The 22,509-nt window shown below is 29.1% G+C and carries 18 protein-coding genes, 7 tRNA genes and 1 pseudogene; 22 read left to right on the top strand and 4 right to left on the bottom strand.

What is annotated here, in order from left to right; translation table 11 throughout:
- Window positions 1–353: 353 nt before the first annotated feature.
- The gene (locus ACWPW7_RS17425; protein WP_454054522.1) at window positions 354–1,262 is read right to left on the bottom strand and encodes a ribonuclease Z; all 909 of its coding nucleotides are present in this window, start codon (window positions 1,260–1,262) and stop codon (window positions 354–356) included.
- 292 nt (window positions 1,263–1,554) lie between these two features.
- Between ACWPW7_RS17425 and ACWPW7_RS17420 the strand changes: the two genes are divergently transcribed.
- From ACWPW7_RS17420 to ACWPW7_RS17375, 10 genes are all read left to right on the top strand, one after another.
- Window positions 1,555–1,631: transfer RNA gene (locus ACWPW7_RS17420), tRNA-Arg, on the top strand.
- A 6-nt stretch (window positions 1,632–1,637) separates the two neighbouring features.
- Window positions 1,638–1,713: transfer RNA gene (locus ACWPW7_RS17415), tRNA-His, on the top strand.
- A 74-nt stretch (window positions 1,714–1,787) separates the two neighbouring features.
- Window positions 1,788–1,862: transfer RNA gene (locus ACWPW7_RS17410), tRNA-Gly, on the top strand.
- A 4-nt stretch (window positions 1,863–1,866) separates the two neighbouring features.
- Window positions 1,867–1,940, top strand: a tRNA-Gly gene (locus tag ACWPW7_RS17405).
- Window positions 1,941–1,988: 48 nt separating this feature from the next.
- Window positions 1,989–2,064, top strand: a tRNA-Pro gene (locus tag ACWPW7_RS17400).
- A 20-nt stretch (window positions 2,065–2,084) separates the two neighbouring features.
- Window positions 2,085–2,159: transfer RNA gene (locus tag ACWPW7_RS17395), tRNA-Gly, on the top strand.
- Between the two features lie 4 nt (window positions 2,160–2,163).
- Window positions 2,164–2,237: transfer RNA gene (locus ACWPW7_RS17390), tRNA-Gly, on the top strand.
- A 341-nt stretch (window positions 2,238–2,578) separates the two neighbouring features.
- Window positions 2,579–3,925 (top strand): MATE family efflux transporter, encoded by a 1,347-nt coding sequence (locus tag ACWPW7_RS17385; protein WP_312580216.1) that lies wholly within the window; start codon window positions 2,579–2,581, stop codon window positions 3,923–3,925.
- Window positions 3,926–4,131: 206 nt separating this feature from the next.
- Window positions 4,132–4,554, top strand: coding sequence for a MarR family winged helix-turn-helix transcriptional regulator (locus tag ACWPW7_RS17380; protein WP_291565941.1), 423 nt, complete (start codon window positions 4,132–4,134; stop codon window positions 4,552–4,554).
- An 84-nt stretch (window positions 4,555–4,638) separates the two neighbouring features.
- Window positions 4,639–5,979, top strand: a complete 1,341-nt coding sequence (locus tag ACWPW7_RS17375; protein WP_291565943.1) for an MATE family efflux transporter — start codon at window positions 4,639–4,641, stop codon at window positions 5,977–5,979.
- 130 nt (window positions 5,980–6,109) lie between these two features.
- Here the strand turns inward: ACWPW7_RS17375 and ACWPW7_RS17370 are convergent, their stop codons facing one another.
- On the bottom strand, window positions 6,110–6,793 hold the full coding sequence (locus ACWPW7_RS17370) for a Crp/Fnr family transcriptional regulator (protein WP_291565945.1): 684 nt from the start codon (window positions 6,791–6,793) through the stop codon (window positions 6,110–6,112).
- 277 nt (window positions 6,794–7,070) lie between these two features.
- On the opposite strand from ACWPW7_RS17370, the gene ric reads away from it, so the two are divergent.
- Window positions 7,071–7,745 carry an iron-sulfur cluster repair di-iron protein gene (gene ric, locus ACWPW7_RS17365; RefSeq protein WP_454054521.1) on the top strand — a complete coding sequence of 225 codons (675 nt, stop codon included), beginning with the start codon at window positions 7,071–7,073 and terminating at the stop codon, window positions 7,743–7,745.
- 461 nt (window positions 7,746–8,206) lie between these two features.
- Here the strand turns inward: ric and ACWPW7_RS17360 are convergent, their stop codons facing one another.
- A complete protein-coding gene (locus ACWPW7_RS17360) occupies window positions 8,207–8,953 on the bottom strand; it encodes a creatininase (RefSeq protein WP_454054520.1) in 747 nt (248 codons plus the stop codon).
- Between the two features lie 138 nt (window positions 8,954–9,091).
- Between ACWPW7_RS17360 and ACWPW7_RS17355 the strand changes: the two genes are divergently transcribed.
- The 3 genes from ACWPW7_RS17355 to ACWPW7_RS17345 all read left to right on the top strand — a co-directional run bounded on the left by ACWPW7_RS17355 (window position 9,092) and on the right by ACWPW7_RS17345 (window position 11,032).
- The gene (locus ACWPW7_RS17355; RefSeq protein WP_454054519.1) at window positions 9,092–9,616 is read left to right on the top strand and encodes a hypothetical protein; all 525 of its coding nucleotides are present in this window, start codon (window positions 9,092–9,094) and stop codon (window positions 9,614–9,616) included.
- Between the two features lie 76 nt (window positions 9,617–9,692).
- The gene (locus ACWPW7_RS17350) at window positions 9,693–10,178 is read left to right on the top strand and encodes an HIT family protein (RefSeq protein WP_454054518.1); all 486 of its coding nucleotides are present in this window, start codon (window positions 9,693–9,695) and stop codon (window positions 10,176–10,178) included.
- A 53-nt stretch (window positions 10,179–10,231) separates the two neighbouring features.
- Window positions 10,232–11,032, top strand: a complete 801-nt coding sequence (locus tag ACWPW7_RS17345; protein ID WP_454054517.1) for a GNAT family N-acetyltransferase — start codon at window positions 10,232–10,234, stop codon at window positions 11,030–11,032.
- Window positions 11,033–11,203: 171 nt separating this feature from the next.
- On the opposite strand, the gene ACWPW7_RS17340 is transcribed toward ACWPW7_RS17345, so the two are convergent.
- The gene (locus tag ACWPW7_RS17340; protein WP_454054516.1) at window positions 11,204–12,949 is read right to left on the bottom strand and encodes an ATP-dependent metallopeptidase FtsH/Yme1/Tma family protein; all 1,746 of its coding nucleotides are present in this window, start codon (window positions 12,947–12,949) and stop codon (window positions 11,204–11,206) included.
- A gap of 355 nt (window positions 12,950–13,304) precedes the next feature.
- Here ACWPW7_RS17340 and ACWPW7_RS17335 point away from each other — a divergent pair, with 355 nt between their 5' ends.
- The 8 genes and pseudogenes from ACWPW7_RS17335 to ACWPW7_RS17300 all read left to right on the top strand — a co-directional run bounded on the left by ACWPW7_RS17335 (window position 13,305) and on the right by ACWPW7_RS17300 (window position 22,326).
- Window positions 13,305–13,436 carry a hypothetical protein gene (locus ACWPW7_RS17335; protein ID WP_454054515.1) on the top strand — a complete coding sequence of 44 codons (132 nt, stop codon included), beginning with the start codon at window positions 13,305–13,307 and terminating at the stop codon, window positions 13,434–13,436.
- A gap of 255 nt (window positions 13,437–13,691) precedes the next feature.
- Window positions 13,692–15,818: a DNA helicase RecQ gene (gene recQ / locus ACWPW7_RS17330; protein WP_454054514.1), complete on the top strand. Its 2,127-nt coding sequence runs from the start codon at window positions 13,692–13,694 to the stop codon at window positions 15,816–15,818.
- 60 nt (window positions 15,819–15,878) lie between these two features.
- On the top strand, window positions 15,879–16,484 hold the full coding sequence (locus ACWPW7_RS17325) for a GNAT family N-acetyltransferase (protein WP_291566261.1): 606 nt from the start codon (window positions 15,879–15,881) through the stop codon (window positions 16,482–16,484).
- Between the two features lie 247 nt (window positions 16,485–16,731).
- Window positions 16,732–17,154 (top strand): annotated as a pseudogene (locus ACWPW7_RS17320) (alpha/beta fold hydrolase); the annotation flags it as partial.
- 533 nt (window positions 17,155–17,687) lie between these two features.
- Window positions 17,688–18,245: a reverse transcriptase domain-containing protein gene (locus tag ACWPW7_RS17315; protein ID WP_454054513.1), complete on the top strand. Its 558-nt coding sequence runs from the start codon at window positions 17,688–17,690 to the stop codon at window positions 18,243–18,245.
- Window positions 18,245–18,790 carry a group II intron maturase-specific domain-containing protein gene (locus tag ACWPW7_RS17310; RefSeq protein ID WP_454054512.1) on the top strand — a complete coding sequence of 182 codons (546 nt, stop codon included), beginning with the start codon at window positions 18,245–18,247 and terminating at the stop codon, window positions 18,788–18,790. Before ACWPW7_RS17315 ends, ACWPW7_RS17310 begins: the two co-directional genes overlap by 1 nt.
- A gap of 563 nt (window positions 18,791–19,353) precedes the next feature.
- Window positions 19,354–20,598: a group II intron reverse transcriptase/maturase gene (ltrA, locus tag ACWPW7_RS17305; protein ID WP_454054511.1), complete on the top strand. Its 1,245-nt coding sequence runs from the start codon at window positions 19,354–19,356 to the stop codon at window positions 20,596–20,598.
- A 345-nt stretch (window positions 20,599–20,943) separates the two neighbouring features.
- Window positions 20,944–22,326 (top strand): MFS transporter, encoded by a 1,383-nt coding sequence (locus ACWPW7_RS17300; protein WP_454054510.1) that lies wholly within the window; start codon window positions 20,944–20,946, stop codon window positions 22,324–22,326.
- The last annotated feature ends 183 nt before the right edge of the window (window positions 22,327–22,509 follow it).

The following is a 22,509-nucleotide window of genomic DNA, read 5'->3' as shown; positions in this document are numbered from 1 at the left end:
ATTGTATTGCTAATAAAAAATCTATTAAAGAGATTAGCTTGATTAAAACTAATTTCAACCTTAATTGTGAATTGTGAATTGTGCATTGTGCATTATTTTAAGTTGTGAATTGAAATACTCAAGGGTGTAGTTATATTTGGCTATAAATTAATTTTTAAGGTAGCTCATCCATAGCAAGTATGACAATTTACTTTATTTCAAGTGTTAATTATTGATATTGTTAAAGTGGTAGTTATGCTACCACTTTATTTTTCAGCTATCTTATATACTTTTTAAAATAATTTTATTAAAAAATAAAGTGCAGTTAAATAACTTTATAATATAAACATGTACAATTTTATGATAATTTTTTATTAGTCCTCAAATTGTAATGTTTTTTTAATTCTGTCTTCACCTAGAATTGTATTAGGGAATATATCTTTTGCTATATACAAATATTCTTCTGGGTTTATCATGCTGGGACTAAAATGAGTTAACCACAGTTCTTTTACATTTACAGATTTAGCTAAGTGTGCAGCTTCTGAGAATAACATATGTTTATTGGAAAGTGCTTTTTCTAAATAGCTATTGTCCCCATACATACCTTCACAAATAAAAAGATCTGAGTCTTTAGAAAGTGTTTCAAGATTAGTACAAGGCCTAGTGTCGGTAGCATAACAAATTTTTAATCCTTTTCTTTCTTCTCCTAATACCATTTCATTACTATAATATATTTCATTAAAAAATACTTCTTTTTCATTTTGCAATTTGTTCCACAGGATTTTAGGAACTTTGTTCTTTGTTGCTTTTATAGGGTCAAATCGTCTTTTTCGTTTTATATAAAAAGAATAGCCATTACAAGAGGCGGTATGTTCTAAAGAACTAGTATATATAATAAAATCTTCAAAATTAAAAGTTTCCCCATCTTCATCAGTTTCTATAAGATTAATTTCATAAGGGAGAACAGGGAAGAGTACAGAAAGTCCTAATATAACTTCTTTAAGCCCAATAGGACCTATTATGGTTAATGGTTCTTGTCTACCAGAATTAGCTATAGTTAAAAGAAGTCCAGGAAGTCCTATTACATGATCTCCATGGAAGTGAGTAAGACATATTATATCAATGGATTTAAAACCTGTTCCTACTATTTTCATGGATACTTGAGTACCTTCACCACAATCTATTAATATTTTACGGCCTTTAATATTTAGTAAAAGAGCGGTTAAGCTTCTATCTGGAGTAGGGAGATTACCACCACAACCTAAAAGTAAAATATCTACCAAAAATATCACCTACTTTTTAATCAATTTTAGTATACAAAATTATTATAACCAATACTATATTAATATAATATTGATTATAATATTAATATAGGAAGTAAAGAAATACCTTTTAACATTTTTATCTACAACTTTATACAATGGAAAATTGGCAATTAGCAAAGGAAAATCTATGAAAATATAATATATTTTTAAGTTTAAATTAAATTTTTACTAGAAACTTTGCAAAAATACTTGCACAATTTTTCTAACTATGGTATTATAATCTTCGTCGGCAGTAGTCGACAAAATAAATGCGTTTTTAGCTCAGCTGGATAGAGCAACGCCCTTCTAAGGCGTGGGCCAGGGGTTCGAATCCCTTAAAACGCACCAAATATGGTGGCCGTAGTTCAGTTGGTAGAGCACCAGATTGTGGCTCTGGGTGTCGTGGGTTCGAATCCCATCGGTCACCCCATATTTAAAATAAGTACAAGCTATTGGATAAGCATTAATATCTAAAAATATTAATATGGAAATTAAGATTATTATGCGGGAGTGGCTCAGTGGTAGAGCGTCACCTTGCCAAGGTGAACGTCGCGAGTTCGAATCTCGTCTTCCGCTCCAATGTGCGGGTGTAACTCAATGGTAGAGTGCTAGCCTTCCAAGCTAGTTACGAGGGTTCGATTCCCTTCACCCGCTCCAAAAAAATAATCAAATATCACTAATTTTTATGTGATAAAACAAAAAAATCGGGGTGTGGCGCAGATGGGAGCGCGCGTGGTTTGGGACCATGAGGTCGCAGGTTCAATCCCTGTCACCCCGACCACTAATTTTAAAATTTAATATGCGGGAGTGGCTCAGTGGTAGAGCGTCACCTTGCCAAGGTGAACGTCGCGAGTTCGAATCTCGTCTTCCGCTCCAATATGCGGGTGTAACTCAATGGTAGAGTGCTAGCCTTCCAAGCTAGTTACGAGGGTTCGATTCCCTTCACCCGCTCCAAAAAATAGTCAAATATGACTATTTTTTTATTGCGTAAAAAATATTTTATTAAAATATTTTAGAATTTTATAGAGATTAATAATTAATTTGTAATTTTAACAAAATATAATATATAAATAATTAGTGTTTATTTATTAGTTATCTATATTTTTAAAATTAATTTAGAGAAACATTAGATTTTTTTAATTTGAAATTCACTTAACTTTGTATTAACATTTTATATAGTGTGTTTTTACTTATTTTAAGAAGAATAGTTGAAATTATTTGTAGTTAAGGTATTAGAAGTAAAATATCTATGTAAAAATCGTTAATATTAATAAGTAACCAAAGGAGAAAATATAATGGGAAATGATTTGATAAAAAAGAATACACTAAGCCTTTTCTTTAAATTTGTTATACCATCAATAATAGGAATACTAGTAAATTCTCTTTATTTAATAATTGATGGAATATTTATAGGGCGTGGTGTAGGAGAGATTGCACTTGCTAGTATTAATCTTATATTTCCAGCAGCATGTGTAAATATGGCAATTGGTTCTCTATTTGGAACAGGTGCAGCAACCTTAATATCTATACGACTTGGTGAGAATAAGAGGGAAGAAGCTAAAAATATATTAGGGACATCCATTTTAGTTATGATTTTAGTTTCAACTTTTATATCTTTAATAGGATTAATATTTTTAGAACCGATAATGAAATTTCTAGGAGCAGAAGGAGAAGTCTTAAAATTGAGTAAACAATATGGAACTATATTATTTTTGATAACGCCTTTTCATGTACTAGCTACTGGATTAAATCCTATTACACGATCAGATGGAAATCCTAAATTATCTATGAATATACTTATTACTGCTTCAATTTTAAATGGATTTTTAGATTGGCTATTTGTTATTAAATTGAACTTAGGAATTATAGGTGCGGGATGTGCTACAGCTATTGGAATAATAGGGTCTTCTGTATATCTTCTATTCTATTTCTTTAGTAAACAAGCTAATCTTAGAATTAAGTTATCTTATTTAAAAATAAAAACAAATATTCTAAAAGAAATTTGTACCTCAGGTTTTATGTCTTTTGCTATGCAGGTAGCTTTAGGATTTATAATATTTATTCAAAATCAAATATTATTAAGTTATGGTACAACTTTAGATGTATCAATATTTGCTATTGTAGGATATATTTCCATAGTCTTTATTCAAATATTATATGGAATAGCGCAGGGAATACAACCTATTATAGGATATAATTATGGTGCGAAGGAACATGGCAGAGTTAAGGAAATATTAAAAATTAGCTTAATAGCAGATGTTATTTTTGGAAGCGCTACATTTATATTCGTATATATTTTTTCCAGTAAATTAGTAGGTATTTTTAATAGCAATCCAGAAGTTATTAAGTTAGCAGCTAAAAGACTTGTTATTTATTTGGCATCCATGCCCACTGTTGGAATAGTGATAACCTTTGCAAGTTATTTTCAAGCAACGAAGCGAAATTTATTTGCCAATATAATTTCTGTAGGTCGTTCTTTTGTACTTTTAATACCTATATCATTTATCTTACCTTATTTTATAGGAGTAGATGGAGTGTTTTTAGCACCAGTAGTAGCAGATTATATAGGGCTAGTGGTTACAATAATAATTTGTTTAAATTTAAAGAACAATAAAGATAATAGAAATAATTTAGCAACATAAATTAAAATAATTCTCAATGAAAAATGTACAATTATGATTGAAATTAATTCTTTATGAATTAATTTCTTTATTTTTTATTTAGATATTTTAAAATTTAAATTAGTTACTTTTAAACGGTAAGCAATGTATCTTGTTGACTTTAAAATTTATTATAAGTATAATTTAGTATGTGTTTATTATATTATAAGTTTTTAAGGAGGGTAAAGATGGAGTTAGAAAAGCTTATCTTTAAGGTGAATTCTCATCTTTATAGTCTTTACAGAAAGTATTCTGCAAATTGTGAAGATATAGTTAACATATCTTATAGCGAGTATTTTTATGTTGAAGCTTTAAATATATTAGAGGATGCTACTTATTCAGATTTAGCACAGTACCTAAATCTTTCTAAGCCTTCAGTGACTAATATGGTAAAAAAATTAATATCTAAGGGATTAATATATAAGATTCAAAGTGAAAAAGACAGAAGAAAGTCATATTTATATTTAACAGATAAAGGCAAATTACTGTTAGAACAAGATTATAATGTTGTAAATGAATTTACTCAAGAAATAAAAGATAGTTTAACAGAAGATGAGTTAGAAAAATACAAAGAATTAACTCGTATAATAGTTGATAAAATAATAAAATAGAGAAAGTAAAGTCTTAATTATTCATAAGACTTTTTTATAAACCAAATAGTTAGTTAAACTAACTAACTTAAACGGAGGGGAAGAATGGAGAATAGCTTATCTACGAAAAGTATTAGAAGTTTGTTTTTGAAGTTTGTAATTCCGGCAATTATAGGAGTTTTGGTAAACTCATTGTATATAATTGTAGATGGAATCTTTATAGGAAGAGGAGTAGGAGAAACAGGGCTAGCAGCTATAAATATTTTGTGGCCAGTAATGTGTAGTAATATGGCAATAGGTATGCTTTTAGGAGTAGGAGGTTCTGCACTTATTGCAATAAGACTTGGACAAAATGAAAAGGAGGAAGCTAGACAAATTTTAGGTACATCTATTTTTTCTATGATATTAATTGGACTAATAATAACTATAGTAGGGTTATTATTCCTAGAGCCTATTATGATTTTCTTAGGAGCTGAAGGAGAAGTTTTAAAGCTAAGTAAGGAATATAGTGTAATAATTATTTCTGCTACAATTATGCATATTTTATCTACAGGATTAAATCCAATCGCAAGAGCAGAAGGAAATCCAAAGTTGTCAATGAATATTTTAATAATTTCTGCTATATTAAACGGATTTTTAGACTGGCTATTTGTAATGAAATTAGGTTATGGGATGGCAGGAGCAGCGGCAGCCACTATAGTAGGTATGACTCTTTCTGGTGTTTATTTCCTTTATTATTTCTTTTCTAGAAAATCTAAACTTCATATTAGACTAAAACATCTTAAAATTAAGTTTAATATCTTAAAAGAGATATGTATTTCTGGTTTTGTATCTTTTGGTATGCAAATGTCTTTAGGTATTTTAACTTTTATCCAAAACAATTTAATACTTCACTATGGAACAACAACAGATTTAGCTATGTTTGCTATAGTAGGATATGTTGCAACAATATTTTTAGAAATATTATTAGGAATAGCTCAAGGAACTCAGCCAATTATAGGGTACAACTATGGCGCTGAAAAATATGATAGAGTTAGGAAAACTTTAAGGTTAGCTTTAATCGTTGATATAGTATATGGATGTATAGCACTAATACTACTTTTCATATTTGCAACTTCAATTGTAAATATATTTAATGATAATATGGAATTTGTTAATAGTACAGCCACAAGATTAAAAATGTACTTAGGGTCATTGCCGTTTTTAGGTATAGTAATAACCTATGGAAGCTATTATCAATCAATACAAAAAGATTTATATGCAAATATAATTTCTATGGGGCGTTCCTTTATATTCTTAATACCAGTGTCATTTATATTACCTAAATTTTTAGGGGTTGAAGGAGTGTTTTTATCACCGTTAGTTTCTGATACATTAGCTTTAGCTACCACTATTTTTATTGGTATATTAAATAAGAGAAAAGAAGAAGTAACTATTGCTACCTAATGTATGTTTGGTAATTATTGATAATTGTAAATTATAAACCTTGAAAATATAAAAATCACAATTGATTATAAGGAATTTAATAAATGCACTTTTTATGTTTATTTACATAAAAGTGCATTTCTATTTCTTATTATAATAAATCTTGTAGATATTCTTTATCTTTAATAATAATCTTTTTATTACCTACAAGTTCTATAATATTTTCTTCGCTTAATGAAGTTAGTTTTCTACTTATGGTTTCACGGGTAACTCCTATATAATTTGCCATATCTTCTCTATTTATAGAAAGAATTATTATATTATTCTTTTCTAGTTTTAATAAGAGTTCCGCAATTCTACTGTCAATGTCTTTATTGGTTAAAGTGGTAATCATATTTTCAAGACTTTCAATTCTATCATAAGCATATTCTAATATTTTTAAAGTAATTTCAGGAGATTCTTTAATGATTTTATCAAAATCTTCTTTAGAAATCATGCAAATATTAGTTTTTTCAAGGGCTTTAGAAGCAAAGTTAAATTTACTACTTTTTAAAAGGCTCAAGTCTCCAATAAAATCTCCCTCATTTAAGAGATATAAAATTTGTTCTTTACCTTCTTTGTTATAAGTATAAACCTTTAATTTCCCACTATTTATAATATAAAGTTTGTCGGAAGTATCGCCTATATTAAATAAAACATCTCCCTTTTCAAAACTTTTTCTCTTTATTAAGGCTGTAATCTTTTTTAATTGATTTTCATCTAATCCTTTAAATATTGATATTTTACTAGCACAATATTTGCCTGAACAACTATTACAACTATAAAGGTTAATCATAAAAGAATCCTCCACTTTCTTAAGGTATAAATATATATCTTATTATACACTAAATAATTTATTATAATTTGATTTAAATCACATATTTCCATAAGATGAAAATCTATAATAAAGACATAAGGCAGCTTTAAAAAAAGTAACCAGCTATTATATTAGCATATTTACATCATACTGCTTTATTAGAATCTATTCATTGACGATACCAATGGAACTTAAAATTTTATATGATATAAAATAAATGTAATTTTTAAAAAATACTTAAATGGAGGGAGTTATTATGGAAAAAAATTTTTACAGCATAATGCTTATTGGAGACATACTTAGTGAATATCCAGGAGCAGGAGATATATTTAAAATTTATGAAATAGATTTTTGTTGTGGAGGAAATAGACCTTTAATAGAGGCTATAAAAGAACAAGGATTAAATGAAAAAGAGATAATGGATAAAATAAATGAAAATTATAAAATATCTATTATGAATACAACACCTAAGCTATGGAAGGATGTGCCTTCAGAAGAATTAATAAAGCATATTATAGATACTCATCATAATTATTTATACAATGAACTTCCTAATATAGGAGGGCTTATAGAAAAAATTATAAGAGCACATGGTGATAATCATAAGGAGCTTTATAAAGTTCAAGAATTATTTACAGCTTTAGCTAAAGAATTGTTAGCTCATTTACCTAAGGAAGAAGAAGAAATTTTTCCACTTATACTTAAAGGTGAAGAAAAAGAGCAGATAAAAAATAAAATTAATGAACTTGAAAATGAACATGAAGGTGCTGGTGTTATTCTTAAAGAACTGAGAAAAGTAACAGATGGTTATAGTATTCCAAGTGATGTATGCTTAACCTTTGAGATGACATATAGAAAATTAGTTGATCTTGAAAGTGATATTTTTCAGCATATTCACTTAGAAAATAATATATTATTTAAAAGATATTGATATATAGAATATTAACTTTAAAATTAATATATGTGAAAATAACTGGGATTTTTTAGTATTATAACTAAAGCTATTAAATTTACAATGCTCAATTCACAATTTCGGATATTTCTCAGTGGTAACTGAGAAATTTAGAATTGATTAACCATAGCGGCGAACAGTATTCGCCATATATTATTGAATAAATATTAAACTATAAGACGTATTAAAAAGAACTGGTGAACACTGTTCGCCCCTACAATAAGACACTAGCAATTGTATTGCTAGTTAAAAAATCTATTAAAGAAATTATTTTGATTAAAAATAATTTCCACCTTAATTGTGCATTTTGCATTGTGAATTAAAATACCATAGGTTGAACTGGAGTAAGCAGAGTATTTATTTTATCTACTTACTTCAGTTCATTTTTTATAAATAAATAGATATCCTAAGGTATATTAAAGAATTAATAAAAGTAGTTTTTAAAATATTTTTTCTATTATACTTTTAATTTTAGGAATAATTTCTTCTATCATCATATCTGCCTTTTCTTTTGAACTACTCCTAGCACTAGCCAGTAATCCAGAAGGTGGTACTAAGTCAGATGGCACTGGATATATTGAATATCCAAGAGGAGTCATTGTTTCATCTACCAATCTTTCCATATGTACAAGTTCCGGTGTAAATTTAAGCATGAATGAGGTTTCAGTTATAGCCGCATGCTCTAATGCCCAACCTGGGAATGGGATTTCATCAAATATTTTATCTATTGTTTCATTAGATAATGGATCCCACCAATTAGTGATAATAATTTTAGTTCCCTTTGGTATATTACGAGACACAAGGTCTGCTGCTTCAAGTATAAAGGCTTCATTTTCATAATGACTGTTAAAGATTAATATTTTTTTAACTCCATCTTTAATAAATTCCTCTAATATATCTTTTACAAGAGCAACTACAGTGCTTCCATTTAAGTCTATAGTTCCAGGAAATAGAGGACCACCACCACTGGCTGGTAATGATTTATAGCCGTAATTAATTGATGGAGCTACTATTCCATTGATCTCCTTAGCCAAAAGTAATGATAATTCATAAGAAATTACTGTATCAGTGCATAATGGAAGATGAGGTCCATGTTGCTCTAAAGAGCCTATAGGGAGGATTACAACATCCTTTTCTTTTCTCTCATTGAATTCTTGCCATGTAAGAACATCTAATTTTATTTCCATAATAGAAATCTCCTCTCCAATCGTTAAATTTGTACAATAGTATTATAATATAACTATAAAGTTTTTGCATAAACTTTGCATATAAAGGAGCTTTATAGATACACTAATATATAATTTATAAAAAGTAGGAGGAGTTTTATGGTAGAGTTTAGCTATAAGCTTACAGGGGTAGGAATTTGCGAAGGGTTTATAAATATAAATGGGAAGATAAGTGAATTTACACCTTACAATATAACAGATGCCATAGGAGATTTACTACAAGCAATTGTTAATGTATTAGAAGAAAGTACTGATGGGGAGACAGAAGAATATTATTTTATTTGGCACGATAATCCTAATCAGCATAAATGGGAAATACATCTAGAGGATAAAGAAAATATAAGAATTAAAATAACCAATGAAACCTACGATGGAGAAACTATAAATGTAGATATAGACACTACTTACGAGTTTAAAGAATTTATAAGAGAAATTTTAAGGGAATGTGAACTACTTTTAAAAAATCATGGTATTATAGGCTATAGGACAAAATGGGTAGAATATGAATTTCCACTAGGTCTTTATATGAAATTAAAAAAATATATAATGGCTAATATGATAAGTAAAGAAGGTAGTACATATATAAGTGAAGAATTAGATTTATTAAATGAATATATATTATAAAAATATATTATTGTGATTATAAATATTAATGTAAAAATAAGAGAAAAAATTGTAATTAGGCAAGGGAGATGGGTTTATGAGGAAAATTACATTAGCTAATAATAAAACCATTGAAGTGGAATGTCTAAGCTGTGCTATTACAAGTGGAGAAGTTGAGCCTGATGGAGGAATAATTATTGAAACAAAATTTTTTCACGCACATCAGGATGTGGCATATCCTATAGAGGGATTGGTTATATTAGCTTCAAAAAGACATATTAAATACTTTGATGAGCTAACAGAAGAAGAAAAAATTGATTATATAACACTGCTAACAAAAATTAGAGAAGCTCAGAGAAAGGTATTGAATATTGAATATGTGTATTACTTCTATAATGAAGATACTACTCATCATTTCCATACTTGGATGGTTCCAAGGTATAAGTGGATGTATAACTTTGGACACTCTGTTCAATCTCTAAGACCAGCATTATTACATGCACGAGATAATTTAAATTCTGAGGAGAATTTAAATAGAGTAATTGAAGCAATAAATAATCTTAAAAAGTATTTAAATACTTAAGGTCATTTAATGTTTATTTAAGTACATTTGAAAGCTTATTAAGGAGAAGTTAAATGATAAATTTTAAAAAATTAGATTCAGTAAGAGATATTCTACCTTTAAGGAAAGAATACTATAATAGTCTTTTAAAGCCTATGGAAGATTATCATGATGTTGTACACATTATTACAGCAAGCTATTTTGGAATATATTTAAATGATAAGTTAATAGGATATTATTCAATTAGTAATAATAATAATTTATTATCTCAATTTTATATAATTGATGAATACAAAGCCTTAAGTGAAAAAATTTTTTCAATGATAATTGAAGAAGAATCTATAGAAGGTGCTATTGTATGTAGTGTTGAACCTATTTTTTTATCCTTAACTATGGGAATGGCTAAAGAGATAAGTATAGATTCTTATTTATTTTATGATTTTAATCTTAACAGTTTTATGAAAAAATATGATAGTTTAGATTTTATACTGGCTAAAGGGGAGCAAATTGAGAAAATTAAAGAGTTTTACATGAAAAATTTAGAAGATAAGGATGAATGTATAGATAGCTATTTATTAGGATTAGTAGCTAACGATGAATTATTTGTACTTTGTGATGATAGTGAAATTTTAGGAGTTGGAGAATATCGCAAAAGCAATATTTTTCCTGGCACTGTTAATTTAGGGATAGTTGTGAATAAATCTTATAGAAATAGAGGCTACGGAAGCTATATCATGTACAAGCTTTTAGAAAAAAGTCTTATAAGAGAGCATAGGGCAATTTGTTCCTGTGATTTTGATAATATAGCTTCTAATAAAGCTTTAGTTAAGGCTGGGTTTATTTCAAGACATAAGGTCTTTAAGGTGATTTTTTAATAAGATGAACTGATTTAAATTGAATGATTTATTTAAAGAGTTAGGAATTAATTCGTAGCTTTAAAAAAAATTATAGGAGGAAAATTCCTACCTAATTTATATAATGAAAAATAAAAGCCTAGAAAATTATATTTTCTAGGCTTTTATTAAGAGAGATGATGAACTGCGAATTTATATAAAATTAGTTGCTGACAAAATTTCTTCGTAAGAAAGCTTTTCTTTAATCAATAATGAATTAGTTAAAGCTTCTAACTTAGATTTTTCTTTTAATAATATAGATTTTACTTCTTCATAAAGGTTATCAACAGTAGATTTACATTCTTCTAATATATCCTTAGAACTTGATCCTTGAAGTGAGCTAGGCATTTCTGAAAGCCTTAGAAGACCTAAAGATTCACCCATACCATACTCAGTAATCATATTATAAATCATACTAGTAGTTTGTTTTAAATCATTATAAGCACCTGTAGTAATTTTTTCTTTCCCAAAAATTATTTCTTCAGCAGCACGTCCACCTAAAAGTACCATTATTTTTTTCTTTAAATAGTCTAGGTTTTGATATGCACTATCTACAGGTAAGCTTAGAGTATATCCTCCAGCACCTTTAGAAGTAGGAATTATAGTCACCTTAGATACTTTTTCCTCTGGTAGCTTTAATAATGAAATTAAAGCATGTCCAGCTTCATGATAAGCAGTAATTTTTCTATCTTCTTCTTTAATAGCAGATTTATCAATTTTTTCGTAACCTGCAAGAACTATAGAAAATGCAGTATCCATATGTTCATTAGTGATATATCCAATGTCTTCTTTACAAGCTAATATAGCTGCTTCATTTATTAGATTTTCTAATTTAGCACCAGAAAAATATGAAGTTCTATGAGCGAGATCTAAGATATCTATATCTTTATGAGGTTTATTTTTTAAATGAAGTTTAATTATTTTTTCTCTAGCACTTACATCAGGTAATGCCACTTCAATATGTCTATCAAATCTACCTGGTCTTAAAAGTGCAGGATCAAGTATATCTAATCTATTTGTAGCAGCAATAACTACTATTCCTTCGCTTTCGCTAAATCCTGACATCTCTGTTAATAGGGCATTTAAAGTTTGATCTTTTTCTTCAGAACCTCCTGTACCCTTAGATGATCTTTTTTTACCAATAGCATCTATCTCATCTATGAATATAACTGCTTTTCCATGGCTTTTTGCTTTTTTAAATAGACTTCTAACTCTACCAGCTCCAACCCCTACATATACTTGAATAAAATCAGAACCAGATACAGCATAGAAAGGTACTTTTGCTTCTCCTGCAACTGCTTTAGCTAGTAATGTTTTACCAGTACCAGGAGAACCATATAGTATAATTCCTTTAGGAACTCTTGCACCATATTTTTTATATTTTTCAGGATTTTTCAAATAATCTACTATATCTTTAACGCTTTCTTTAGCTTCCTCATTTCCAGCTAAGCTATTAAAATTGAATTTATCCTTTACAAGAGTAGAAGCGTCTACTGCGTCCATAGAAGTAACTCCTCTTGCTCCTCTAGTTTTTGATAAGGAGATAAAAACAATAGCAAGAACTGAAAGTGTTAAAACTGCAGAAAAACCTGTTTGCATAAATGTGGTACTGCTGTTTTCCTTTACTTCTACACCTTTACTTAAAAGCTCTTCTTTTAAAGTAAGACTATTAGGGTTATCGGTAGTATATTCTGTTCCATCTTTCATTACAACAGTAATTTTAGAAGAGGGAACCATATATACAGTTGAGAGTTGGTCATTATGAGCATCCTTTAAAAATTCTTTATAAGATTTAAATGATAAGTTTGAACTTCTAAAGTTAATAAAAGTCATTGCTATTAAAGATAAAATACAAATAACAATGGGAATTATAATGTAATTCTTTTTAAGTTTATTCATTAAAGTAGTTCCCCCTTCTTCTTAGAAAAAATTAGTATTAGGCATATGAAAGAAAATAAGAAGTTAAAGATGTTAGTCTATTTTATATCAGACAAGGCGTCAGATTCCGTTCATAGTGGCGCTATGTGCGGGTTCTGACAACGCAGTATGATGAAAGATAGGCTAACATACTGACTTATTATTTTTTTGAAGATGCCTAATTTAAGCATCTGGCAAAAAATAACTACTAAAAGATTGTAATAATATTTTGTGTCAGATGCTTAAGTCTATGATACTTATTATATACATTACAATCTTATTGTCTAATTAAAATCATAGAATTTGGTAATGTAAGTTATGGAATGAAATTATCAAAATGGTAAAAAAGCTACTAATTAACATATTAGAAGAGGGTATGTTTAGAAAAATAACTAGAGATTATACTAGTCTCTTATACAATGGAGAATTAAAAATTGAAAAGGGACAATTGGGGAAACTTCTTCAATAAAGGAGAAGCTTTCAATTGATTTCTTTCAAGTTAACATTAACTTTCTATGATAAAAGCTAGCAATTTTATTGCTAGAAAAAAAATCAATTAAAGGAATTAATTTTTATCTTAATTGTGAATTCTGTATTTTGTATTGTGAATTATCTTACCTACTGCTTAGTAGTAGATAAAAAAACTTAATATTTTTTATAACACTTTTTAGAATTATTGGTTATAATTAATGATAGTGCATTAATTGGGAAAGGAATTGAAGTTATGGAAAAAGCTAAAATGCTTCTAAAACAATATTTTGGCTATGATGATTTTAGAAGTGCGCAAGTTAAGCCTATAGAGAGCATATTAAAAGGACAAGATACCTTAACTATTATGCCTACAGGAGGAGGAAAATCTATATGTTTTCAAATTCCTTCGCTTATATTACAGGGAGTTACGGTGGTTATTTCTCCATTAATATCCTTAATGAAGGATCAAGTAGATGGATTAAATAGTAGTGGAATTCCTTCTACATATATAAATAGCTCATTAGATCCTCTAGAAATTGAAGAGAGAATATTTTATGCTAGGAATGGACAATACAAATTAATTTATGTAGCGCCAGAAAGGCTTGAAAATGAAAGTTTTTGTGAAGTTTTAAAACATATAGATATAACCTTAGTTGCTATAGATGAGGCACACTGTGTTTCTCAATGGGGACATGATTTTAGACCAAGTTATAAAAAAATACCTAGTTTCTTAAGAAAATTAGAAAAAAGACCTATTTTAGCAGCTTTTACCGCTACTGCTACGGATAAGGTTAGAGAAGATATGATAAATATTTTAAGGTTAAAAGAACCTGATATATTTATAAGTGGTTTTGATAGAGAAAATTTAAATTTGAAAGTATTAAGAGGAGAAAATAAATTAGATTATGTAGTCAATTATGTTGGTGAAAAAATCAATACTACTGGAATAATATATACTGCTACTAGAAGAGAAGCGGAAACAGTATATGTTAATCTTAAGAAAAGAAATATTAAGGCTGCTCTTTATCATGCAGGTCTTTCTGATAGTGATAGAGAAAAAGCACAGGAAGATTTTTCTTATGATAATGTAGATGTAATTGTAGCTACTAATGCTTTTGGAATGGGTATTGATAAATCTAACGTTAGATATGTAATTCATTATAATATGCCTAAAAATATAGAAGCCTACTACCAAGAAATAGGACGTGCAGGTAGAGATGGTGAAGCAAGTGAATGTATATTATTATTTAGCCCTAAGGATATACAAACTCAAAAATATTTTATAGATATGCGAGAATTAAATCCTGTTAAAAAAGCACAGGAATATAATAATTTAAGAGCTATGGTAGATTATACTTATACATCTATGTGTCTTAGAAAATATATACTTGAATATTTTGGAGAAGAAAATATAAAGGATAGTTGTAACAATTGTTCTGTATGTAATGATGATAGAGAGACTATAGACATGACTATTGAGGCACAAAAGATTTTTTCTTGTGTTTATAGAATGAAAGAAAGATATGGAACTAATGTAATTGCAGAAGTTTTGAAAGGTTCAACAAATGCAAAAATATTAAATTTAGGTCTTGATAAGCTTTCAACCTATGGAATAGTAAAGAATTATACAAAGAAAGAGTTAGTAGATATAATTAATAAACTTATTGCTGATGATTATATGATTACTACAGATGATGAATTTCCTGTAGTTAAATTAAGACCAAAGGCTGTTCCGGTATTAAGAAGTGAAGAAAAAGTATTTCTAAAGGTAAATAAAAAACCTGAAAGTAAAAAAGGAAAAGTCGATGATACTCTATTTGAAGCTTTAAGACTTTTAAGAAAAGATATTGCATTAAATGAAAAAATACCACCTTATTTAGTATTTGCAGATGCATCTTTAAAAGAAATGACAGAATATATGCCTGTTACAAAAGAAGATTTTCTTAATATTAAAGGTGTAGGTCAAAGTAAATATAATAAATATGGTGAAGTATTTATAGAAGAAATTAAAAAATATATGAAGGAAAATAACATAACTAAAGAAGTGGCAATGGATAATGAAGAGGCTTACGCTACTGAAAAGATAAAAAGTCATATAGTAACTTATAATATGTATAAAGAAGGCAAAACTATTAAAGAAATTTCTAAGGAAAGAGAACTTACTGAAGTTACTATTGAGGAACATCTATTTAAGTGCAAGACAGAGGGGTTAGATGTAAACTTAGATGATTTTATACAAAAGGAACATGAGGATTTAATAATAGAAACAATTAAAAATGTAGGAGCAGAAAAGTTAAAGCCTATAAAAGAATTGTTGCCAAAAGAGGTAACTTATCTATCTATAAAATCTGTATTGCTTAAATATAATAGCGACTTATAATTGACACAATTGAGGTTTATAATTAGCTAATAACTTAAGAATTTTTATTTGGGAGGAATCATGAATTCAGTAGATATAAGAAATGCAGAAATAAAGGATGTTAAAAAAATAGCAAGTTTACTTTATATTACAGAATCTAATCCGGAAGTTATTTGGGGAACAGGAAGTAAGAATGAAATAATAGAAAGACTTGCCTATATAGTTAAAGAAAGTAGGAATAGATTTAGTTATCAACATGCTAAAGTTGCAGTAGTAAACAACGAAGTAGCAGGAATATTATTTGCAATTCCACATGATACTATGAAAAACATTGAGAAAAAAACTGGAAAGTTACTTATGAGAGGACAAAAAGGTTTTAAAGAAAAAGTAGGATATATCTCTAGTATGATAATGCTTGATCATCTAAAGGAATCTGATCCAGGGGAATTATTTATAGCCAATATAGCTACTCATATAAAATATCAAGGTAGAGGTATAGGAAGGGCCTTAATGATGGAAGCAGAAAAAATGGCTAAAGAGAAAGGATTAAATAAAATTTCTCTTTTAGTAGACGTTAATGATCATAAGGTAATTCATTTTTATACTGTACTTGGATATAAAGTAGTAGAAGAATCACATTTAGGAAAGAAAATATATCTTAGAATGATAAAAGAGATAGAACAATAAATAATAACCAAATAATTTTTTGCAATTTTAAATTATTGAAAATCGTGGCATTTAGTCACGATTTGTTTAATATGTAACAAAATTTGATTTTATTAACCAAATGTCAACGAAAATATTAATTATTGATTTTATTAATAGACTTGATAAAATTAAAAAGTTTTTAGTTAGGTCTTTTTGAATGTCTGAAAGTACGTGAATATATTTATGCTTAAGTAAATAATCTATCAATAGAGCTATCATTCATTTTGAACGTTCTAATTTCCTATATGGCTTGGAAAAAGAAGAAGTAATCAAAATTATTCAGGGAACATACACCGATCGTCCTAAAATGTTACGGGATTTTGGAGACATATTTTTCTTTCAGAATATAACTGAGCTATTATCTGGTTGGTTATTCCAATTGGAATTACAGGCAGCTGGGTGGGCACCTGCTAGTATTGCAAATACTTGGTTACGTGAAGTATTATTTTCTGATCTAGAAACAATAAATGTCCCAACCTTAATTATTCACGGCATTAATGACAAAGTTGTTCCATTCTCGCTAGGTGAAGTACAAAATCAATATATTAAAAATTCAAAGCTTATACCATTTAGATTCAATGATTACGGATCCTTCTATGACGAGCGAGACAAATTTAACAAAGAATTGATGAAATTTATTGAAGAGTAAAGTTTTGCAACAAAAGAGTACATAAGTTAGAATAAATTTTAGAAAAGCATCTAGGGGACTAGATACTCTTTTAGTCTCATTTTTATAGCACCTAGAATTAGTTTAGGTGCTATTTTAGTGTGCCCAGCATGGGCGCTTACTTGTCGGTGAAAGTCCGATACGGGGGGTGATAGTGCCAACCGTTAGCTTAAGACAAGGGTGTCCACCGTGAGGTGGAATCTGAAGGAAGTCGGCGGCAAAACTCTGGTCTGACGAACAGAAACTACATATAAGGCATATGCTTGTGGGTGAGTTTGCAAATCAAAACAAAGCCCTAAACTATCCGAGGCAAGCGATGTAAATGTAGCAGATATATGGAGGGAAAGTAAGCGTTCTTACCTGGGGAGGTCTGATAGATAAGTTATGGATATGAATTTAGAAATAACAACCCATACAGTGATGTATGTCTGAACTATCAGAAGCCAGCAGAGGTCATAGTACCACGTTGAACGCGTTAGCGTGGAAAGGATTGAACAATAGGAGGTTTCAGAATTTTGAAAGATACGAGGAAATATGATAAAAGCAGACAACTTCATAAAGAAGACTATCTATATGAAAATAGAGTGGAACTCAAAGCTAATATAGAAGTGCCTAGTATTTCTTCTATGTCTAAAGAAGGAAGGAACGATGTCAATGAATACGGTAGTGATTTACTAGAACGAATATTATCTAAGGATAATATGAACAATGCTTATAAAAGAGTAAAAGCCAACAAAGGAAGTCATGGTATTGATGGTATGACAGTAGATGAACTTCTACAATACCTAAAAGAACATGGACAGAAATTAAGGCAATCATTACTGGAAGGTAGATATAAACCTAAACCCGTCAGGAGAATAGAAATACCTAAGCCTGACGGCGGAAAGAGACTATTAGGAATACCTACTGTAATAGATAGAGTTGTTCAACAAGCTATTGCTCAAATTCTAATGCCTATATACGAAGGTAAATTTTTAAATAACAGTTATGGCTTTAGACCATTAAGAAGTGCGAAGCAAGCTGTTGAAAGATGCAGACAATATATTAATGTAAGAAAGCTGCTAGTAGAGTGATGGAAAGTATTACGAAGTTTATTGAAGAGAAGTTAAAACTTAAAATCAATAAAGACAAAAGTACAGTAGATAGACCTTGGAAGCTTAAATTTCTAGGATTTTCTTTTTACAGAGGTAAAGGTGAATACAGAATAAGAGTTCATGAGAAATCCTTAAACAAATTTAGAGCAAAACTTAAGGAGTTAACTTTAAAAAGTAATGCAATGAATATGGAATATAGGTTTCTAAAATTAAAACAGGCAATAGTGGGGTGGATAAACTATTTTGCTATCGCCGATATGAGAAATATTCTTAAAACACTTGATGAATGGTTAAGGCGAAGGATAAGAATGTGTTTTTGGAAACAATGGAAAAAGATTAAAACAAAACACGATAATCTTGTAAAATTAGGAATTTCCAATAATAAAGCATGGGAATATGCTAGCACAAGAAAAGGCTATTGGAGAATATCCAAAAGCCCTATATTATCTAAATCCTTAACTAATAAATATCTCAAAGAAATAGGTTTAATCTCCATATCTGAAATATATTCATTAGTACATTAATTTTTATTGAACCAACCTGTACCGAACGGTACTCACGGTGGTGGTGTGCTGTGCAAGTTGCAGCAGAGATGAAGGAAGGTCCTTCGGAGAGGATTGAACAGGCAAACTTTCCAAACAACCCTAATGCTGCTGTAGTAAAGAGCTATGGTAGTGAGCGATTAGGGAAAAGGCTATAGTAAAATAGTCATGTGTGTTGTACGAAGATGAACGAGAGTGAACCATTGATGAAGTATCGATAGCGTAAGATGTTGTCAAAACTTAGTTTTCACCACTAACTAAGGATAAGAGTAGAGGAAACCTGATGGTACCGTCTACTTGGCAACCGGTATTAAGGTGGCATGAGCGTACAATAGGCTCTGTTGTGAAACACAGGAACCTGCACTACAATGTAAAGCGAAAAAGCACAAGTCACAGAAAGGCAAGGCTGAAATAGCAATGTGTAGTACAGGGGCGGAACAATCCGTAGTAGTAATGAAGTTGCTGTAATGGCAATGGAGCAAAGGGATTGTGTCATTTTAGCTGAGTTCAAATGACAACTGTAAAAAAAAAAACAGGAGGAACATATGAAAGGCAGCAAACCTTATGAAATTTCAAAGCTAGTAGCATTAGAAGCATTTAAAAGAGTGAAACGAAATAAAGGTAGCGCAGGTATTGATGAAGTTGATATAGAAGACTTTCAAAAAGACCTGAAAGCAAACTTGTACAAAATCTGGAACAGAATGAGTTCTGGTAGCTACTTTCCACCGCCTGTAAAGGCAGTAGAAATTCCTAAGAAATTAGGAGGCACTAGACGACTTGGCATACCTACAACAAGTGACCGAATAGCACAAATGGTTGTTAAAATGTATTTAGAATCTAGTATTGAGTCTGTTTTCCACGAGGACTCATATGGATACAGACCAAATAAATCGGCACTTGATGCCATAGGGAAAGCAAGAGAAAGATGTTGGAAATATGATTACGTCATAGAGTTTGATATAAAAGGACTTTTTGATAACATTGACCATGAATTGCTTATGAAAGCAGTTAAGCTTCATACTAAAGAACCATGGATTTTACTCTATATTGAAAGATGGTTAAAGGCACCATTTATTGTCGGCAATGAAATCATAGAAAGAACTAGCGGAACTCCACAAGGAGGAGTAATAAGCCCACTTCTTGCAAATTTGTTTATGCATTATACTTTTGATGTTTGGTTGACAAGAAACTACAAGGAAGCACCATTTGAAAGGTATGCAGATGATGCCATCATCCATTGTAAAAATGAAAATACTGCTCAAGAAATCTTAAACGCATTAAACAAAAGACTGACTGAGTGTAAATTAGAATTACATCCTCAAAAGACTAAGATTGTGTACTGCAAAGATAAGGATAGGAAACTTGAATATTCAAACACAGAGTTTGACTTTCTTGGTTATACATTTAGAAGAGTATTCATAAAAGATAGGACTGGTAGATTACAGTTTAATTTTTTGCCACTAGTGAGCAGGAAATCTGCTAAATCATTCAGGGACAAAATAAAGGAAAAGAATATACATTCTATGTCTGGAAGCAAGATTGAAATGGTTGCTGAAATTTTGAATCCCATGATTCGTGGCTGGCTGAATTATTTTAGCAAATATAATAAATCTGCTGTGAAATATACTATGGACTGTATAAATCGAAGACTTGTAAAATGGACAATGTCTAAATACAAGTACTTCAGGAATCATCGGACTAACGCTGAAAAATGGCTAAAAGAGATTGCAAAAGAGAGCCCAACATGTTTTCACATTGGGCTTTTGGGTTTACACCATAAGGTAAAATGATAAGAGCCGTATGAATCGAGAGATTCACGTACGGTTCTGTGAGAGCATTGAGGTGAAATTCCTCTTTGCTACTCGACTGAGAGGTCGCTGAATAAAATAATTATTCAGCTCCTACTCGATTCATCTAAATCAAATAATTAGCTAAAGATTGCAGCAAAAAATGAATAAATGTAAAAAATAATTTTAAATGTAATATAATGTATGGTAGTATTAAGGTAAACAAAAGAATTTTATTATAATAAACTATTTGCTTAGAATTTAAATTCCTAAGAAGCATACGATTTAACTTAAGTACTTATGATGAGGTAAGAATTAGAGAAAGTATCATCAAAAGGAGCAAATAAAATGAAAATAGAAATGCTAAAAGATAAGGATTTTTTCTTATTAATGTTAGGAAAATTAGTGTCATTAATAGGAAGCCAAATGCAAAGTTTTGCACTTTCACTTTATGTACTTAAAATTACAGGTTCTGCTACTAAATTTGCATCAGTATTAGCTATAACTTTAATACCTCAATTAATTCTTGGACCTATTGCAGGAGTAATTGCTGATTGGTTTGATAGAAAGAAAATTATAGTATTGTTAGATATGCTAAATGGTATTATTATTGGGATTTTTGCTATTATATATAAGATAAATGGAGAGTTGTCTTTATCACATATATATGTTTTAGTCATTTTAATGTCTATAGTATCAACATTATTTAATCCAGCTATAAATACTGTTATACCAACTCTTGTTAAAAAAGAAGAATTGGTAGATGCAAATGGAATAAATTCTTTTATTATGAACTTAGGTAATTTTATAGCACCGCTATTGGCAGGACTTTTATTAGGATTTTTTGATATGTTTATAATATTGATTGTAAATTCAATAAGTTTTATTCTATCTTCAATAAGTGAGATGTTTATAAATATACCGAAAGTTAATAAAAAACCTGAAAAAATAAATATAAAATCTTTTTCTAAAGATTTTATGGATGGTGTTAGTTTTATCAAAAATAAAAAAATAATATTTAATATAATTATTTTAAGTTTAATAATTAATTTTGCGTTTAATCCTATATTTTCAATAGGTCTACCATATCTTTCAAAAGAAATATTAAAAATTAATGACTATCAATATGGAGCTTTACAATCAATCATTGTAGTAGCTATGATTATTGCTCCATTTTTATGTAGTACAGTTTCTAAAAAGTTTAAATTAAGTAAAATACTATTTTTAAATATTTTTATTACATCTATACTTATGGGCATAATGGCAATAATATCATCATCTTTATATTTAGATTTATTTAATAGCAATTTTATACCATATATTACTTTGAGTATCGATATGTTTATTATTGGACTAGTGATAGTTATTGTGAATATAGCTACAGGAACTATGATAAATCAGATTGTACCACTATCTATGATGGGAAGAGTGGGAGCCGTAATTAACACAGGAGCTATGGCTGCTATTCCACTAGGACAAATGATATTTGGATTTTTATTTGACAAAATGGAATCATGGCTTTGTATAAGTATAGCAGCATCAATATTATTCGTTTCTATATTAGGATTTAAGAAGGCTTTGTATAGAGCTGAAGAAAATGATTCTATAGAAAGTGTGGAAGAAGAAAATCAAAATAAGGATAAAAAAGCCATTATTAATGTAGTAGAAAGGGAAAATAGTAGTATAAATTTAGATAGCGCAGAATTAGCAAATACTTTAGAAAGTGAATAAATGAGAAGGCTTTTTTAAATACACTTTTGTTAAAAGATTTATTAATAAACTTTTATAGTTTTAAATAAGCACTATTAAATTATCTAATTTTAATAATTTAATAGTGCTTTATTATGTTTAATGTAATCTAAAAAGTTTTACCTCTTAAATAGTTATAAAACATAAAGACTTACAATAAAGTAG

It is taken from the genome of Clostridium sp. Marseille-Q7071 (genome assembly GCF_965112025.1).
The sequence above is the reverse complement of the archived record's forward strand: the minus strand, read 5'-3'. Positions and strand labels throughout refer to the sequence as shown.

Coding starts and splice junctions, on each gene's coding strand:
- ACWPW7_RS17335 (WP_454054515.1), top strand. CDS start 13,305: ATGGTAAAAAAGCTACTAATTAACATATTAGAAGAGGGTATGTTTAGA.
- ACWPW7_RS17370 (WP_291565945.1), bottom strand. CDS start 6,793: ATGATTAACCTTTATAGTTGTAATAGTTGTTCAGGCAAATATTGTGCT.
- recQ (WP_454054514.1), top strand. CDS start 13,692: ATGGAAAAAGCTAAAATGCTTCTAAAACAATATTTTGGCTATGATGAT.
- ACWPW7_RS17385 (WP_312580216.1), top strand. CDS start 2,579: ATGGGAAATGATTTGATAAAAAAGAATACACTAAGCCTTTTCTTTAAA.
- ACWPW7_RS17350 (WP_454054518.1), top strand. CDS start 9,693: ATGAGGAAAATTACATTAGCTAATAATAAAACCATTGAAGTGGAATGT.
- ACWPW7_RS17345 (WP_454054517.1), top strand. CDS start 10,232: ATGATAAATTTTAAAAAATTAGATTCAGTAAGAGATATTCTACCTTTA.
- ric (WP_454054521.1), top strand. CDS start 7,071: ATGGAAAAAAATTTTTACAGCATAATGCTTATTGGAGACATACTTAGT.
- ACWPW7_RS17360 (WP_454054520.1), bottom strand. CDS start 8,953: ATGGAAATAAAATTAGATGTTCTTACATGGCAAGAATTCAATGAGAGA.
- ACWPW7_RS17325 (WP_291566261.1), top strand. CDS start 15,879: ATGAATTCAGTAGATATAAGAAATGCAGAAATAAAGGATGTTAAAAAA.
- ACWPW7_RS17300 (WP_454054510.1), top strand. CDS start 20,944: ATGAAAATAGAAATGCTAAAAGATAAGGATTTTTTCTTATTAATGTTA.
- ACWPW7_RS17310 (WP_454054512.1), top strand. CDS start 18,245: ATGGAAAGTATTACGAAGTTTATTGAAGAGAAGTTAAAACTTAAAATC.
- ACWPW7_RS17375 (WP_291565943.1), top strand. CDS start 4,639: ATGGAGAATAGCTTATCTACGAAAAGTATTAGAAGTTTGTTTTTGAAG.
- ACWPW7_RS17380 (WP_291565941.1), top strand. CDS start 4,132: ATGGAGTTAGAAAAGCTTATCTTTAAGGTGAATTCTCATCTTTATAGT.
- ACWPW7_RS17355 (WP_454054519.1), top strand. CDS start 9,092: ATGGTAGAGTTTAGCTATAAGCTTACAGGGGTAGGAATTTGCGAAGGG.
- ltrA (WP_454054511.1), top strand. CDS start 19,354: ATGAAAGGCAGCAAACCTTATGAAATTTCAAAGCTAGTAGCATTAGAA.
- ACWPW7_RS17340 (WP_454054516.1), bottom strand. CDS start 12,949: ATGAATAAACTTAAAAAGAATTACATTATAATTCCCATTGTTATTTGT.